14 protein-coding genes, 2 tRNA genes, 1 pseudogene and 1 riboswitch are annotated in these 16,308 nt (G+C 63.1%); of the genes and pseudogenes, 4 read left to right on the plus strand and 13 right to left on the minus strand.

Features of this window, described 5'->3' with window-relative positions; all coding sequences use genetic code 11:
• The 5 genes from H6B51_RS12860 to H6B51_RS12880 form a co-directional block, all read right to left on the minus strand.
• Nucleotides 1-191: hypothetical protein (locus tag H6B51_RS12860; RefSeq protein ID WP_204884078.1), on the minus strand; the 191-nt coding region annotated here is incomplete at its 3' end.
• Nucleotides 192-238: 47 nt separating this feature from the next.
• Entirely contained in the window at nucleotides 239-2,563 is a 2,325-nt protein-coding gene (locus H6B51_RS12865) for a VWA domain-containing protein (protein WP_204884079.1), read from the minus strand.
• Nucleotides 2,564-2,763: 200 nt separating this feature from the next.
• Complete coding sequence (locus tag H6B51_RS12870; RefSeq protein WP_204884080.1) at nucleotides 2,764-3,393, minus strand: LexA family protein; 630 nt, start codon at nucleotides 3,391-3,393, stop codon at nucleotides 2,764-2,766.
• 206 nt (nucleotides 3,394-3,599) lie between these two features.
• Nucleotides 3,600-3,684 (minus strand) — tRNA-Tyr (locus H6B51_RS12875).
• Between the two features lie 15 nt (nucleotides 3,685-3,699).
• A tRNA-Thr gene (locus H6B51_RS12880) sits at nucleotides 3,700-3,775 on the minus strand.
• A 259-nt stretch (nucleotides 3,776-4,034) separates the two neighbouring features.
• Between H6B51_RS12880 and H6B51_RS12885 the strand changes: the two genes are divergently transcribed.
• From H6B51_RS12885 to H6B51_RS12900, 4 genes are all read left to right on the plus strand, one after another.
• Complete coding sequence (locus H6B51_RS12885; protein WP_204884081.1) at nucleotides 4,035-4,268, plus strand: hypothetical protein; 234 nt, start codon at nucleotides 4,035-4,037, stop codon at nucleotides 4,266-4,268.
• Nucleotides 4,249-4,572, plus strand: coding sequence for a sigma-70 family RNA polymerase sigma factor (locus H6B51_RS12890; protein WP_243421296.1), 324 nt, complete (start codon nucleotides 4,249-4,251; stop codon nucleotides 4,570-4,572). Before H6B51_RS12885 ends, H6B51_RS12890 begins: the two co-directional genes overlap by 20 nt.
• A 93-nt stretch (nucleotides 4,573-4,665) precedes the next feature.
• Entirely contained in the window at nucleotides 4,666-6,036 is a 1,371-nt protein-coding gene (rpoN, locus tag H6B51_RS12895; RefSeq protein WP_204884082.1) for an RNA polymerase factor sigma-54, read from the plus strand.
• 13 nt (nucleotides 6,037-6,049) lie between these two features.
• Nucleotides 6,050-6,706: an HAD family hydrolase gene (locus tag H6B51_RS12900; RefSeq protein ID WP_204884083.1), complete on the plus strand. Its 657-nt coding sequence runs from the start codon at nucleotides 6,050-6,052 to the stop codon at nucleotides 6,704-6,706.
• A 191-nt stretch (nucleotides 6,707-6,897) separates the two neighbouring features.
• On the opposite strand, the gene kamE is transcribed toward H6B51_RS12900, so the two are convergent.
• From kamE to H6B51_RS12940, 8 genes and pseudogenes are all read right to left on the minus strand, one after another.
• Nucleotides 6,898-7,686: a lysine 5,6-aminomutase subunit beta gene (kamE, locus tag H6B51_RS12905; protein ID WP_204884084.1), complete on the minus strand. Its 789-nt coding sequence runs from the start codon at nucleotides 7,684-7,686 to the stop codon at nucleotides 6,898-6,900.
• Nucleotides 7,683-9,251 (minus strand): lysine 5,6-aminomutase subunit alpha, encoded by a 1,569-nt coding sequence (gene kamD, locus H6B51_RS12910; RefSeq protein ID WP_204884085.1) that lies wholly within the window; start codon nucleotides 9,249-9,251, stop codon nucleotides 7,683-7,685. The genes kamE and kamD overlap by 4 nt, the downstream gene beginning before the upstream one ends.
• Nucleotides 9,252-9,338: 87 nt before the next feature.
• On the minus strand, nucleotides 9,339-10,592 hold the full coding sequence (gene kamA / locus H6B51_RS12915; RefSeq protein WP_204884086.1) for a lysine 2,3-aminomutase: 1,254 nt from the start codon (nucleotides 10,590-10,592) through the stop codon (nucleotides 9,339-9,341).
• Nucleotides 10,593-10,660: 68 nt separating this feature from the next.
• Nucleotides 10,661-11,704 (minus strand): L-erythro-3,5-diaminohexanoate dehydrogenase, encoded by a 1,044-nt coding sequence (kdd, locus tag H6B51_RS12920; protein ID WP_204884087.1) that lies wholly within the window; start codon nucleotides 11,702-11,704, stop codon nucleotides 10,661-10,663.
• 65 nt (nucleotides 11,705-11,769) lie between these two features.
• Nucleotides 11,770-12,813: an L-erythro-3,5-diaminohexanoate dehydrogenase gene (gene kdd, locus H6B51_RS12925; RefSeq protein ID WP_204884088.1), complete on the minus strand. Its 1,044-nt coding sequence runs from the start codon at nucleotides 12,811-12,813 to the stop codon at nucleotides 11,770-11,772.
• 147 nt (nucleotides 12,814-12,960) lie between these two features.
• Entirely contained in the window at nucleotides 12,961-13,779 is an 819-nt protein-coding gene (gene kce / locus H6B51_RS12930; RefSeq protein ID WP_204884089.1) for a 3-keto-5-aminohexanoate cleavage enzyme, read from the minus strand.
• Between the two features lie 121 nt (nucleotides 13,780-13,900).
• A riboswitch (Lysine riboswitch) is annotated at nucleotides 13,901-14,078 on the minus strand.
• Nucleotides 14,079-14,414: 336 nt separating this feature from the next.
• Nucleotides 14,415-15,782, minus strand: coding sequence for a lysine 5,6-aminomutase reactivase ATPase KamC (kamC, locus tag H6B51_RS12935; protein ID WP_204884090.1), 1,368 nt, complete (start codon nucleotides 15,780-15,782; stop codon nucleotides 14,415-14,417).
• A 1-nt stretch (nucleotide 15,783) separates the two neighbouring features.
• A pseudogene (locus H6B51_RS12940) lies at nucleotides 15,784-16,308 on the minus strand (KamB family protein); the annotation flags it as partial.

A 16,308-nucleotide genomic window follows, 5' to 3' on the forward strand; every position in this document is an offset into this window, starting at 1 on the left:
GGCGTAGGCTCCGGGGCAGGGGTGGACACCGTCTCCGCGGAGGGGCTGGGCGAGGGCGTATCCGCCGCAGGCGCTCCGTCCTGCCCCAGCAGCCACCAGACCAGCAGGCCCGCCGCCGCCAGCACCACCACCGCCAGCGCCACCCATTTCCCCGCGCCTGCGCTGCGGGGGGTGGATCGTTTACCGCTCATTGGCTTCTCTCTCCTCTGATCCCCGGGCAGGGCTCCGCCTCAGGGGATTACTCAAATTCACACACATAACCCATGCCGTCTGCCATGATGGGCACCACCGACACGGGATCGTTGCGCTGATCGTTCCAGTACCAGCCGTTCAGAGCCTGGATGTTCCACAGCATGATGTACCATTCTTCGGTGCCGTCCTGGTCCTGGCGGGAGGGCTCGTTCTCCGACCAGGCCTGGAAGGTGAACTCCTCGCCGGTGACCCAGTGGCCGAAGACGTTGCCCTGGTCGTCATAGGAGGTGTAGCCGCCCAGCCAGATGTACTTTACGTCCTGGGCCTCCGCCATGGCAATGATCTCATCCATCTCCGCCTGGGAGGTGATGGTGGCCAGGTGACCGCCCATCTGCTGGCACTTGCGGGAGGCCTCCTCCCAGGTCAGGCTCTCCTTGAAAAGCTCATACCGGTGGCCGCCTTCCACGCCGCCGTCGTCCCGGATGCTGCGGGTGGGGGTCACGGTCATCACGGCGTCCCCCCGGTAGCCCTGGCCGGAGACGTTGACCATCAGATCCCGGGTGGCATAGCTGTCCACGCTCTCGTCGCTGACGTATTCCACGATGTAGTAGTCCATCTGCTCCTCATAGATCTGGCGGAAGATCTCCTCCAGGTCGTACAGGTCGTCGATGAACCAGTAGCGCCCGCCGGTGCTGTCGGCGATGCGGCGGAGGGTGCTCTCCTCCACCGAGCCGCCCACGCCCACGATGTACACCGGGGTCTGCTGTTCGTTGGCGTAGAGGATCAGTTCCTCCGGGGTGTGGCGGCTGCGGTTGTCCATGCCGTCGGTGAAGGCGATGACGCACCGGGCGCCGCCCTGAAGGGTGGCATTGGTGACGCCGTCGTACACCGCGTCATAGAAGGCGGTAAGGCCGTCGGTGGACATGTTGTTGATGCCGTTGACCAGCAGGGCCACGTCGTCGGTATAGTAGCACATCTGCTGCACGATGGAGTCAAAGGCCAGCACCTCCGCCCGGTCGCCCAGAGCAAAGTCCAGTTCCTGAACGAACTGGGTCATGACGGTCTGGATCTTGCCCATGTCCACCGGGGAAATGCTGTCGCTCTTGTCGGCTACCAGGTCGATGTTCAAGCCGCCGTTGCCCTCCAGGGGCATCACCGCCTTGACCTCCCGGGCCAGGTATTCGCCGCCCTCCACGCACTCGGTGATGCGGAAGGAGTTGTTGCCCAGGCCCTCCACGGTGCTGCCGGTATCCTGGTCCACCACCTTGAAATAGGCCCGTACCACCGGATACTGGCTCACGTCGGTGGACACCAGCCGCAGCTGGGCGGGGGCAAAGTAGGGCGTGTAATAGTCAGCCTGCCGCTGCTGGGTGATGCCCTCCACCGACAGGGTAAGCACCGGCTGGCGCAGCTCCTCGCTGGCCTCGGCGTCATAGGTCAGGTAGGTAATGGACACCTGATTGCCCTCACTGGTCACCGACTGCACCTGGCAGTCCATCTCCCCTTCCCGCACAGTGAGGTCGTCCACTCCCAGGGGGAAAGGCTGGTCACAGGTCAATGTAAGCGTGATCACAGGGAAGTTGTCGGCGTTGACCTGCTCCACCTGGGTGGAGAGCTCCGCCAAGGCGTACAACCGCTGGTAGAGATCGTACTGCTCGTCCTCCTGGGCCAGGGTCATCTCTCTCAGCAGCTGGGCGGCCTTCTCCCGGTCGCCCATACCCAGGTAGGCCTGGGCCAGGGCCAGCCGGTCGGCGCTCTCCAGCTCCCGTGCCTCTCCGGCCTGCTCAAAGAGGGCCGCCGCGCCGGCGTAATCCCCCTTGGCCAGGGTTTCACTCCCCGACGCCACCGCCTCCTGATAAGCCTGGTTGGCGGCCATATTGCGCCAGAACAGGAACCCGCCCACGCCGATGGCCACCACCAGCACCGCCACCAGGGGAATGACCCACTTCTTTCCCTTCTTTTTCGGGGGCTGGGACGGCCCGGAACTCGGGTCCTCCGGCCAGGTCTGGTCAAAGCCGGGAGCCTTGGGCGGCTCCACGGGCCGCTCCGGCTCCTGGACCTTGGGCGGCTCTACGGGCCGCTCCGGCTCCTGGGCCTTGGGCGGCTCCACAGGCCGCTCTGGCTCCTGGACCTTGGGCGGCTCTACGGGCCGCTCCGGCTCCTGGGCCTTGGGCGGCTCCACAGGCCGCTCCGGCTCCTGGGCCTTGGGCGGCTCCACAGGCCGCTCCGGCTCCTGGGCCTTGGGCGGCTCCGGAGGCGGGGTAGGCTCCGCCTTCCGGGCGGCCTTCAGGTATTCCCCCACCGGCGCGCCGCATTTTTTGCAGAAATTCTCCGTTCCTTCCAACGGCGTCCCACATCGGTTACAAAACATATACCCATCTTCCTCTCTCTGTTGGCTCCCGTCAGGGCAGGGTCCGGGGCCTGCTAAGATCAGTTTAAGCTTCTATCATCTGTCTGTCAAGGAAGGAAACAGCAGGTCGTGGCAAGAACCTCTCTTTCTCCAAAGATCTGATTACAAGGAAGGGACGCCGCGGATCAGAAATCCGCGGCGTCCCTATGTTCCATTTCTGTTTATAACTCCCGCACCAGCTTGACCGCTACCCCCACGATGCGGGCCCTTCCCTGCTCAAATTCCCGGCAGGGGATGATGATGGGCTCATAGGCGGGGTTTTCCGGCTGTAGAATTACCATCCCCTTCTGACAGCGGAACCGCTTCAGCGTGGCGTCCTCCCCGTCTATCAGGCAGGCCACGATCTGACCGTTCTCCGCCGTCTCCTGCTGCCGCAGTAGAACCAGATCCCCGTCACGGATACCGGCGTTGATCATGCTGTCTCCCTTGACCCGCAGGTAAAAGTGGCACTCCGGGTCCGCCACGTCGGCGGCGGCATAACCCTCAATCTGCTCACTGGCCACGCTGGGAGTTCCCGCCCGGATCACCCCCAGGATAGGCACGACCGCCTCCCGCCGGGCGGGCGGCGACGGGTATCGGGGCACGTCAAAGCCCTGGAGCCACAGCGGGTCCACCCCCAGGGCCCGGGCCATGGCGGCAGCGGTGCCGACCTTGGGTTCCCGCTGGCCCAGCACATAGCGATTGAGGGTCTGCGGGTTCATGTCCAGACGGGCGCCCATCTGCTCATAGCTCAGCCCGGATTCCTCCATCAGGCTGCGCAACCGGGCGCCCAAGGTGCTCTCCTGCTTCATGACGACTCCCCCTGTCCCATTTTTAGGTCTATTTTAGCATATTTTATCACCAAATGCAACTAATTTTAACATATATTTATTGACAATCATCTCTAATTGGTGTTATTATATCCGCATTAGAACTTATGTTCTATTTATCCAACTTCGTATCACCGTTTGGGGGTAATCAAACATAAAAAATGCCCCGCCGATTGGCGAGACATTTTTGGTGGAGGAGGGTGGATTCGAACCACCGAAGCGAATCGCAACAGATTTACAGTCTGCCCCCTTTGGCCACTCGGGAACTCCTCCATATATGAACTTATCTGGAGCTGGTGGACGGACTCGAACCCCCGACCGGTTGATTACAAATCAACTGCTCTACCAACTGAGCTACACCAGCGCATTGCTCGTCCACAGCGAAGGTTATTTTAACAGAGAGGAAGTGGAATGTCAAGAGCTATTTTTATTTTTTAAAAAAAAGCAGGGAGGTAATGTTATCAGGCCACGGGTGTGGACCGACCCGCTGCGGGACATCCAGCGGCTTCCCCCATCGGGCTGGTGTGTCCGGTGCGGCGGAGAACTCTACGGCGGAGCCTGGGAGCTCTGTCCCACCTGCCGGAGAGCGGCGAGAGACAGATACAGAGAAGAGGAGATCAGCAATGACACTACTGGAATTATCCCAACAATACCGCAGCAGCGCCCAGGCGCTGCTGGACCGGGTACATACCCTGGAGGCCCGCCGCCGGCAGGAGACCGACGAGCTGGACCGCCGGCTGCTGGAGCGGCGGATTCACTGTCTCTCCGTCATGTGGCGGGAGAGCCGGGATCTGGCGGTGCTGTGTGAACGCTACTATGACAGGGGGTATCATCACAATGGCAGATACACGGTATAGGCGGGGGCGGCCCTACGCCGCCGATATGTCGCTCTACTCCAAAGCCATGGCCGGGGACAACTCCGAACAGGTGAACAGGCTGCGGCGCAATGTGACGCTGGCTCTTCGGGAAGACGTGACTCCCCGGCAGCGGGAGTGCATGCTGCTCTACTACGGCAAGGGTCTGAATATGCGGGAGATCGGCGAGATCATGGGCATCAACAAGTCCACCGTGTCCCGCATCATCAAGCGGGGGGAGCGGCGGCTGCGCCGCTGCCTGCGGTACGGAGCCGACCAGCTGCTGGCGCCCCGGGACCCCGGCTGATTTTCTACATCCCAGGCGGTTGAAAAAACCCCCGGTTCCATGATATACTTTCCTGCGGAATACCACGAATGCGGGCGAAGGGAGGACGCAATCATGGAACTCAACCTATCCCAAAAGCAGACCCAGACCCTCTCTCCCCAGATGATGCAGTCCATGGAGATCCTGCAAATGGGTTCTCAGGAGCTGCTGGAATATATCGAGGAGGCAGTCCAGGAAAACCCGGTGCTGGAGCCTGAGGAACGGTACGACAGGGCCAACGAATCCGACCAGCTCCGCCGCAAGCTGGAGTGGCTGGAATCCACCGACCCCCAGAACCGCTACTACCACCAGCAGGACACCGAGGAGCAGGATGACCGGCTGAGCAACTACGGCACCATGGAGGATCAGGAGAGCAGCCTGTACTACTATGTGCTCTCCCAGCTGAAGGTGCTGGAGCTGCCACCGGAGGTAGTGGAGGCGGGCGCCTTCCTGGTGGAGAGCCTCAACGCCAATGGTTGGCTGGACGAGCCTCTGGAGGATCTGGCCGTAGGCTACGGCTGTCCCCTGGCCCTTATGGAGGAGGCCCTGAAGGTGGTACAGAGCCTGGAGCCCGCCGGAGTGGGCGCCCGGGACCTGTCAGAGTGCCTGCGGCTCCAGCTGATCCGCCGCACCCCGGTGAACCAGTTGGCGGTGCGCATTGTGGAGAGCCAATTGGACGCCCTTTCCAAAAGCCGGTACGGACTTATCGCCCGGGCCCTGAAGGCCGCACCGGAAGAGGTCCGGGCGGCCTGCGAGCTTATCCGCACCCTGAATCCCCGGCCGGGCACCGGCTTTGCCGCCCGGGAGCACCTCACCTACATCAACCCGGATATCATCGTGGTCAGCTTTCCCGATCACTTTGAGCTGCTGACCAACGACTATTACTTTCCCCACCTGGGCATCAGCGGATACTACACCCGGCTGCTGAAGGAGAGCGACGATCAGCAGGTGAAGGAATACCTCACCGGTAAAGTGCGCCAGGCCAAGTGGATGGTCCACGCCATTGAACAGCGCCGGTCCACCCTCATGTCCTGCGCCAGCTGTATCCTGGATCTCCAGGAGGCATTTTTCCGTCAGGGCCCCGGTCATCTGGTGCCCATGTCCCTGGCCGATGTGGCCGGGCATATCGGCGTCCATGAGTCCACTGTCAGCCGCGCGGTGAAGGACAAGTATATTCAGTGCTCCATGGGGGTGTATCCCCTGAGCTACTTCTTCTCCCGGGGCCTGGGGGCCTCCGCCGGCGGCGAGGAGACCGCCTCCCCCGACGCTGCCAAGGCTCTTTTGAAAAAGCTTATCGCCGGAGAGGACAAGCGCAAGCCCCTGTCCGACCAGAAGCTGTGCGAGCTGATGAGCGCCCAGGGCTGCGTTCTGTCTCGCCGCACCGTGGCCAAGTACCGGGACGAGCTCCACATCCCCAGCACCACCGGGCGGAAGCAATACGAGTGATTTGGAGGACCTTATGCCCTTTCAAGCGGTATTTTTTGACTTTGACTATACCCTGGGAGACGCTACAGAGGCTATCGTGGCCGGCTTTCAGTACGCCTTTCCCCTCATGGGCCTGCCCGCCCCGGACCGGGAATCGGTGCGCCGTACCGTAGGCCGTACCCTGGAGGACAGCTACACCGCCCTTACCGGCGATCCGGCCCCCGCCCGCCAGGCGGAATTCCGGCGGCTGTACACCGAAAAGGCCAATCCCCTCCAGGTAAACGTGACCAGGCTCCTGCCCGGCGCTGTGGAGCTGCTGACCACTTTGAAGGAGGCCGGCATTCCCGCCGGAGTGGTGAGCACCAAGAAATCCGTCACACTAAAGGCGGTGGTGGCCGCCCGGGGGGTGGACCATCTGCTGTGTTCCGTGACCGGCGGCGACATGGTGACCAGGCCCAAGCCGGACCCCCAGGGCCTGTTGGCGGCCGTGACCGCTCTGGGCCTGGCCCCGGAGCAGGCGCTCTTCTGTGGGGATACCGTCATCGACGGGGAAACCGCCCGGCGGGCGGGGACCCATTTCTGCGCTGTCCTCAACGGCACCACTACCAGGGGGGATTTTGAGGCCAGCGGCCTCCCCGCCGACTATATCGCCGATGACTTGTGGGCGCTGAAAGCCTGGCTGAATTTGTGAGCGTTAAAGCCTCCGCGGAGCAAATCCGCGGAGGCTTTTTTGCGGCCCGGGAAAGCCTCCAAACCTACAGACATCCCCGCTCCGTAGGGGCCGGACACTGGCCGGCCCCACACCTGAATATAGTAAGGCCGGGCCCTTGGGGGGCCCGGCCTTACGCGAGAGAGGAAAAGAGGGGAAAAAGGAGGTAATCGTCACTTACCCAAACGACGGGCCAGCTCCTTGGCACAGAAGGTGGCCACATCATCGGCGTAGGTACCGGCGCCGAAGCCGGCGTCATAGCCCAGCTCCTTGGCCAGGGCGTGGGTGATGCGGGCGCCGCCGCAGCAGAAGATGTATTTCTCCCGGACGCCTTCCGCCTCGGCCAGCTCAATGAGCTCGGTGAGGTTCTGGATGTGGACGTCCTTCTGGGTGACGGTCTGGGAGACCAGCAGCACGTCGGCGTTGACCTCAGCGGCCTTGCGGAGGAACTCCTCGTTGGGCACCTGGGAGCCCAGGTTGTAGGCCTCGATCATCTCGTACCGCTCCAGGCCGTAGTGGCCGGCAAAGCCCTTCCGGTTCATGATGGCGTCGATACCCACGGTGTGGGCGTCGGTGCCGGTGGAGGCGCCGATGACCACCAGCTTGCGGCCCAGCCGCTCCTTCAGGAACTCGTCGGTCTCGTGCATGTCCATGGCCTCGTCGGCCACGGTCTGCACCACGATCTCGTTGTAGTTGATGGAGTGGGTGAGAGAGCCGTACACCACATAGAAGGTGAAGGCCTCGTCCAGCTTCTGCCGCAGGGCCACGTTGGGGTCGGCCAGGCCCATCTTCTGGGCCATGAGTACCGCCGCCGCCGCGCCCTTGTCGTCGTCCTTGACGGGCAGGGTGAAGGAGAGCTGCACCTTGCCGTCGTTCATGGTGTCGCCATAGGGTTTCAGCCGGGTCAGATCCAGAGTGGTGTCCAGATCTTTGTCACGAATCTGATACAGTCCGGAACTCATTTGCCGGCACCCCCTTTCATCATGGGCTCCAGGAAGGGGTTGAAGTACCCGGCAGCCTTGTTGACTACGCCGTCCAGGCCCTTGCCGCCGTCTCTGGGACGCTTGATGTCGGCAAAGATGCCCCGCTCCAGGGTCTCGAAAATGCCCAGCTGCTCGATCTGCCCCAGCAGGTCGGTGGCCTTGTGGAGCACGTCGGCCGCCCGGGTCTGCATGATGCCGCCTTCCTTAAATACGATCTCGCTGCCCAAATCCTGCATGGTGCGGAAGATGTACTGGGCGTTCTGGATGGCCAGGAACCGGTCGGACAGGAAGGGGGTGTGGATAGCCTCGGTCATCATACCCAGCAGGTGGATCTTCTGGTGGGTGAGGATGGTGACCATGTTGAACAGGGCGTCCTGCACATGGCCCCGGAAGATGTTGCCGGTCATGAACTTGGTGGGAGGCATGTATTTCAGAGGGGCGTTGGGGAAGATCTCCCGGGCCATTTCGGCCTGGGCCAGCTCATACAGGAAGCCGTTCTCCACGTCGGGATCGATCTCAAAGGCATGGCCAAGGCCCATCTGCTCCTCGGGCAGACCGGCCCGGAGGGCAAAGGCCTCGTTGAGGAACTGGGAGGCCAGTACGGTGTGGGCCTCCTCCACGGCGTCAGCGGTGGTAAGGTAGTTGTCCTCACCGGTGTTGATCACCACGCCGGCATAGGCGTTGATGGCCCGGGAGAAGGACTGGTCCACCAGGGTGCGCTGCATGTTGATGTCCCGGAAGAGGATGCCGTACAGGGCATCGTTGAGCATCACGTCCAGGCCCTCAAAGGCGCCCATGGCGGCGATCTCAGGCATACACAGGCCGGAGCAGTAGTTGCACACACGGATGTAGCGGCCCAGCTCCTCGCCTACCTTGTCCATGGCCTCCCGCATCAGGCGGAAGTTCTCCTGGGTGGCGTAGGTGCCCCCGAAGCCCTCGGTGGTGGCGCCGTAGGGCACATAGTCCAGCAGGGACTGGCCGGTGGTGCGGATGACGGCGATGACGTCGGCGCCCTGGCGGGCGGCGGCGGTGGCCTGCACCACATCCTCATAGATGTTGCCGGTGGCCACGATCAGGTAGATCCAGGGGCCGTCCTTTTCACCGCCGTGGGCGGCGATAAAGTCCTCCCGGCGTTTCCGGCGGGCCCGGATCTTAGCCAGGCTGGCCTCCACAATGGGATCCAGGGCGGCATGGATGTCCCCCTCGCCGTGGACAGGCAGGGCGGTCAGGTCCAGCTCGTCCTTCGCCACCGCCTCGGCGATGGCCTGGGGGTCCTTCCCGGTCTCCACCATAGCGTTGCCGATCCAGAAGGCCGCGCCCTGAGGCAGGCCACCCTTGTCCAGCAGGTGCTCCACCACCACGTTGGGCAGGGGGACGTCGGAGGCGTCCACACCGTCAATGCCCAGCAGGCGGCAGATGGTGCGCTCCACGGCTACGGTGGTGCAGCCGTCGATAAAACGCTGGGTGTCGTCAGCCACCCGGGAGGCATGGGCCCGGGCCTGCTCCACCAGCTTAAAATCAAGATTCAGCTTGGATTCCAACATCAATCACTTCCATTCTTTGTCAGTTCAAAAACGGGGGGAAGCGGGCCGCCCCGGAAAAGCGGCGGCCCGCTGTTATTATGCCTGAACTTACTCCTCGTGGTGGGAACGCTTATGCCGCTCCAGACCGGCGGGTTCCATGGACAGCTGCTGGCCCCGCTCCAGGCCGGCCACGCCCATGAGCTCTTTCTTTTTCTTGCCGGTGCAGTAGTCGCACTGACAGTCGGTGTAATGGTCGGGCTCGGTGTAGGTGGTGATAACACCCTCGTAGTTGCGGAGAATGACCTTCTTGGGGGACTGGGAGATGACGTACTGAGGCATGACGGGGGTCTTGCCGCCGCCGCCGGGGGCGTCCACCACGAAGGTGGGCACGCAGAAGCCGGAGGTGTGGCCCCGCAGGCCCTCGATGATCTCGATGCCCTTGCTGACGGGGGTACGGAAGTGCTCCAGGCCCATGGACAGGTCGCACTGATAGATGTAGTAGGGGCGCACCCGGATCTTGACCAGCTCATTGACCAGCTTCTTCATGGTGTAGACGCAGTCGTTGATGCCGGCCAGCAGCACAGACTGGTTGCCCAGGGGGATACCGGCGTCGGCCAGCATGGCGCAGGCCTTGGCGGACTCGGGGGTAATCTCGTTGGGGTGGTTGAAGTGGGTGTTCAGCCAGATGGGGTGATACTTCTTCAGCATGGCGCACAGCTCGGGGGTGATGCGCTGGGGCAGCACCACGGGGGTGCGGGAGCCGATGCGGACGATCTCCACGTGGGGGATCTCCCGCAGCTTGGCGATGATGTACTCCAGCCGCTCGTCGCTGACCAGCAGGGCGTCGCCGCCGGAGAGGAGCACGTCACGGACCTGGGGGGTGTTGCGGATGTACTCGATGGCCTGGTCCACCTGGTCCACCGGCAGGCCGGCGTCATGCTGGCCGGCGAAGCGGCGGCGGGTGCAGTGGCGGCAGTACATGGAGCACTGGTCGGTGATGAGCAGCAGGCAGCGGTCGGGATAGCGGTGGGTCAGGCCGGGGGCGGGGGAGTCCTCGTCCTCATGGAGGGGGTCCAGCAGATCGGCGGCGGACTGATGCAGCTCCTTGGCGGTGGGGACGGCCTGGAGCCGAACGGGGTCATGGGGATCGCCGGGCTGGATCAGGGACAGATAGTAGGGGGTGATGGCCATGCGCAGGGTGCCCAGGCAGGCCTTGACGCCCTCTTCTTCTTCAGGAGTGAGCTCCACGTACTTCTTCAGGTCTTCCAGGGTCTCGATGCGGTTTTTGACTTGCCAGTGCCAATCATTCCACTGCTCGTCAGTTACATCGGGAAAGAGGATCTTACGGCGAGACTCTGCCATAACTGGTCATCCTTTCTATCATCAGAATTATTGGCCGCTCAGGGCGGCGCCGGGCCCGCGACGGGCCGTCAGATATACTTGGCCTGGAAATAGTTCTTGAGCTTTTCGTTTTCCCGCAGCTCATCCAGGGTGGTTTCGGCGTGGCCCTTGGTGTAGCCGTTGCCCACGATCATGGTCAGGTCCTTGCCGGCGCCCTCGGCCCCCAGCGCGGCCTTGGTGAAGGAGGTGGCCATGGAGAAGAAATAGACGATGCCGCCGTCCCGTACCGGGAGGATGCAGCTCATTTCACAGTTTTTCACGTTTACCACACAGATGGAGATGTCATATTCCTGACCGCCGTTGGCCTCCAGAGCATGCTCCAGCACTTCCACCGGCTCGGTGGCGGAGCACACGATGGCCTCGTGGCACAGGCGCATCCGGCGCAGCAGCCGGGCGTCCTCGTCGGAGATGACCAGGGCCACCACCCGGCCGGTGGCGCCGCAGCGCTTCATGGCCTCGTAGCAGCAGAGCATGCCGCTCTTGCCGGCGCCGCCCAGGATGAGGACGGAGTTGCCGGGCTGTACCAGCTTTTTGGTCTGGGCGGGAGCGCCGGCCACATCCAGGGCGGCCAGGGCCAGCTCCTCGCTCATGTCGTCGGGCAGCTTGGCGTACAGGCCGGACTCAAAGAGGATGGCCTGGGCGTCCACCTCCACCCGGTCGATATCCTGGTGGATGGCCTTGATCTTGTTGATCTTCAGGGGGGTCATGGACAGGGAGACCAGAGAGGCGATGCGGTCTCCCTCCTTCAGGTCGATCTTGCCCTTCAGGTCGTCGCCGATCTTGGCCACGGTACCCATGAACATACCGCCGGAGCCGGTGACCGGGTTCTGCTGCTTGCCCCGCTCGGCCACGATGGAGAGGATCTTGGCGGCGATCTTTTCGTCGTCATGCCCGGCCTCGTTGGCGATCTGGGTAAAGGACGCCGAGTCGATGTTCAGGGCCGAAACGTCTACCAGGATCTCATTGGAATAGATCTCGTCCATGTTGTTGTCGATGCGGTATGCCGCCTGGGTAAGCACGCCCTTGGGTTCGATGACCCGGTGGGAGCCATATTTGTTGCCCTTTTTCTGCATTGGTCTACCTCCTACTGTCCGTCACGGAAAGGCGGGCTTTTGAGCCCGCCCTTCCCCTTTTCATCTCAGACGTACTTCTCCTCAAACAGCTTGCGGATCTTCTCGTTCTCCCGCAGCACGTTCAGGGTGATGTTGGCGTGATCCTTGGTGTAGCCGTTGCCCACGATCATGGTCACGTCCTTGCCGATACCCTCGGCGCCCAGGGCCGCCTTGGTGAAAGAGGTGGCCATGGAGAAGAAGTACACCAGGCCGTCGTCCCGCACAGGCAGGATGGCCGCCATTTCGCAGTTTTCAATGTTGACGCAGCAGATGGAGATATCGTACTCCTGACCGCCGGTGATGGCCAGAGCGGCCTCCATCACCTCCACGGGCTTGGTGCAGTCGGCCACGATGACGTCGGTGTAGACGCCCAGCTCAATGAGGCCGGGGACCTGCTTGGGGTTGCGGACCACGCCCACCACCTTGCCCTTGGGGCCGACCTTCTTCATGGCCTCGTAGCCGCACAGCACGCCGGACTTGCCGTTGGCGCCCAGAATGAGGACATTGTCCCCCTCCTTGGGCAGCTTGCGGGCCTGGGCGGGCGCACCGGCCACGTCCAGGGCGGCCAGGGCCAGGGGCTCGCTCATGTCGTCGGGCATTTTGGCATAAATACCGGACTCAAAGAGGATGGCCTGAGCGTCCACGTCCACCCGGTCGATGTCCTTGTGGATGGCCTTGATCTTGTTGATCTTCAGGGGAGTCAGGGACAGGGACACCAGGGAGACCACCTTGTCGCCCTCCTGGAGGTCGATCTTGCCCTTCAGGTCGTCGCCGATCTTGGCCACGGTGCCCATGAACATGCCGCCGGAGCCGGTGACCGGGTTCTGCTGCTTGCCCCGCTCGGCCACAATGCCCATGATCATCTCGCCGATCTTGGTCTCGTCGCCGCCGCAGGCCTCTTCGATCTGGGTGAAGGAGGCGGAGTCGATGTTCAGGGCGGTCACGTTGCACAGGATCTCGTTGGAGTAGATCTCATCCATGTTGTTGTCGATCTTATAAGCTGCCTGGGTCAGGACCCCCTTGGGCTCGATGACGCGGTGAGTGCCGTACTTATTGCCTTTTTTCTGCATACTGGATTCCTCCTATTTTCCCAAAATACGTGGTGGAAGGAACGGGGGTTTGCGATCGGTTGGGGAGTTTACTGATTTGGTTGGGGAGTGAATTGCTGTGGTTGGGGAGTATGTTTTTTTGCCGGGGCGGGGAGTGCCCCGGATGGATCACTTCAGGGACAGGATCTTGCGGGCCTCGTCAGGGGTGGCGATCTCACGGCCCAGCTCCTTGGCCAGCCGGACCACCTTGGCCACCAGCTCGCCGTTGCTCTTGGCGGGGACGCCCCGGGCCAGGTTCAGGTTGTCTTCAAAGCCCACCCGGACGTTGCCGCCCATGACGATGGCGGCGGCGGCCAGGCTGAAGGCGTTGCGGCCGATGCCGGTGGCGGTCCAGGTGGAGCCCTCGGGGATCATCTTCACCAGATAGTCCAGGTGGCCCACGGTGGCAGGGGTGCAGCCGGGAACGCCCAGCACGAAGTTGAACTGCATGGGGGCCCCGGGCACCAGGCCCTTTTTGGCCATGGAGAGAACGGTGTCCAGGTGGCCGATCTCAAAGCACTCATACTCGGGCTTGATGTTGTTCTCGATCATCCGTTTGCCGAAGGCCCGCATGGTGGGCATGTCGTTGACGAAGATATCGTCGCCGAAATTGCAGGTGCCGCAGTCCAGGGTAGCCATCTCGGGGAAGAGCTCGGTGGGCTGGAGCCGCTCCTCGGGGGTCATGCCGGTGGCGCCGCCGGTGGAGGGGATCAGGATCACGCCGGGGCAGGCCTCCTTGATGGCGTCCATCACCACCCGGAAGCGCTCCCGGTCCTGGGTGGGGGTCCCGTCGTCCCAACGGACGTGGACATGGATGATGGCGGCCCCCGCCTCAAAGGCGCTCTTGGCCTCCCGGATCATCTCTTCCACCGTGTAGGGGACCGCCGGATTCTGCTCCTTGGTGACCTCTGCGCCGCAGATGGCCGCGGTGATAATCAGTTTTTCCATAACGCGCCTCCTTCAAAAATTAACGCTATCCCGCACAGGAGAGACTATTCTCCCTGCGGAATAGCGCTTCATGAACAAAAAAACACTACTCATGTCCGCGGGAGGGGGAAACTCTCGTTCAGACACAAATAGCGCTTCATGCTTCTCATGACAATCCGCAAGCTCTGGGCTTACGGCTCAGGGGGAGGGCTGTACGATTCACGTCCCCCTTCGGCGGAGCGGACATTCACAGAACACCTCGGGCTCGCCTGCCCTTATCATTGCTCTGCTACCTTGCGCTCCGCGCCTCTATCCATGCGTATTATTCACTTTTGACAAATTTACTATAACCCAGCCCCTTTCGTTTGTCAACTATTTTTTAAAAATTTTATTCAACAAAATTTTTCTCCCATCCGCGCACTTTTGTGCGCTGCAGCAGGACATTGTTAGCGTGCTGCTTTTCCAAAGAAGGGGGCTGCCCCAGCCTGAGATCCCCCTGTCATTCTGAGCCCCAGCGGGGCGAAGAATCTTCCGGCGGGGGCAAGATCCTTCGCTGACGCTCAGGATGACTGTGCCGGCAGGCTCCCCCGCCGGCGCTCAGGATGACACAACAGGGGCCTGCTGCGTGATCTTGCAGCAGGCCCCTTCCGGCGCATTTACAGGTCCGCCTGGAACAGGTCCATCAGGGTGTCGTCCAGCTTGAGCAGCCGGTAGTCCATCCGCCGGGCGATGCGCTTGCGGGGGTCGTCCCCCTCGTCCCCCTGGATCTCCCGCACCAGGCCGGCCACCTGGTAGTGGGCCCCCGCCACGTCGCTGACCCCGTCGTAGTGGGTGGTCATAAGGGCCACGCAGCTCTGCCCCCCCAGGTGGCGCACCAGGGCCCTTGCCAGGGCGGCCCCCTCCTGGGGGTTGGTGCCCCGGGCAAACTCGTCCAGGGCCACGAAGAAGAACTGCTTTTTGGTCTCCCGCAGCAGCTTGTCCAGCAGGTGGACCTCCTTGCCGAAGGAGGACAGCCCCCCGGCCCCCGGGCCGCTGTCGGCCAGGATCAGCTCCACCCGGTGAAACAGGGGAAGCACCGCCCGCTGGGCAAACACGAAGAATCCGCACTGGCACAGCAGCAGGGTGAGCACCGTGGAGCGGAGGGACACGGTCTTGCCCCCCATGTTGGCCCCGGTGATGACGGTGCACCCCTTCCCCAGGTCCAGGTCCAGGGGGGTGAATTCCTCCCCCCGCTCCCTCAGGTCCTCGGCCACCTGGGGATGGATCACCTCCCGGAGGGTGACGGCCTTCTCCCGGGTCAGCTCCGGCCGGACGCAGCCAAACCGCAGGGCCAGCTTGGCCTTGGCTACGACCAGGTCCAGCCGGCCCAGGGTGTCCATGGCGGCCAGGAACCGGGCCCGCCAGGTCATGAGCTGTTCGGTGAGCATCTGCCGCACCTCCAGCTCCAGCTGATCCTCCCGTACCGCCAGCACCCGCCGCTTTTCCAGCAGGGGCCCCCGCTTGTCCTCCTGGGTCATGCGGATGGCCTTTTCCAGCTTGGCCTTCTCCGCCCGGAGGGGGGCCAGGTCGTTATGGTAAGAATTTACAATGGAGAAGGTGGGCAGCCGCCGTCCCTCCGGGTCCATCAGCTCCATGGCCTCCCCCAGGTCGGGGAAGACCAGCCCCTTCATCTGGGGCATCTGGCCGTAGGCCTGGGTGAGCTGCTCCAGGGTCACCAGGAAGTGCTTGATCTCAAAGAGCTCCACCAGGTCGAAGGGCACCCCCGGCTCCCGGTCCAGGGAGCCCCGGATGTCGTGGAAAAGAGGCAGCTGCCGGGTGACCCCCCGGAGGGCGGTGTCTCCCCCGCCCCACAGCTCCATGGCCAGGGTAATATTGTCAAATTCCTCTTCCAGGGCCTCCTCCTGGCCGGGGCCGTACCAGCGCAGGGCCCGGGCCAGGGTCTTGCCAAAGGGGGACAGGGGGCTCAGCCGTTCCAGCACCCACTGCAAGCCCGCATGTTCCCGCAGTTCATGGGTCAATTCCATGTTACGCCTCCTTCACGTTGACCACCGGCAGGTCCACAGCCTGCCGCAGGGCGGAAATGAATGCCTCCGGCTCAAAATGCCAGCCGTAGGCCGACCAGGGGTTGGCAGCCACGGCGGCGATGGTGAGCTCCCGGCGGACGCTGAGCACCCCACCGTTGCGCAGGAAGAGCTCCAGGGCGCTCCGCCCGGCCAGCACATGGGTGGCGTCCTGAGTCACCAGGGTGGTGGCCGCCCCCCGCCGGGCCAGGGTTTTCAGCAGAGGATCGGTGATCCCTCCCGCCGCCCACAGGGCCAGGGGCTTCCGGGGCAGCTTGTTCCACTTGGGATTGCCCCCCTGGTCCAGAGGCAGGTCCACCGGCTCCCCCTCAGGGGTGAACAGGGCGAACCGCCGCTCCTCCCCCGCCAGGGCGGCGCGCAGGCCGGGGTGCTCCGGCTCTTTCCGGGCAAAAAGCCAGCAGGTGTGGGCGGTCTCTGCCACCACCAGCTCCATGTCCCGGTCCAGGGAGGCCCCCGTGCACAGCAAAGC

It is taken from the genome of Pseudoflavonifractor phocaeensis, from assembly GCF_016901955.1.
GTDB lineage: Bacteria > Bacillota > Clostridia > Oscillospirales > Oscillospiraceae > Flavonifractor > Flavonifractor phocaeensis_A.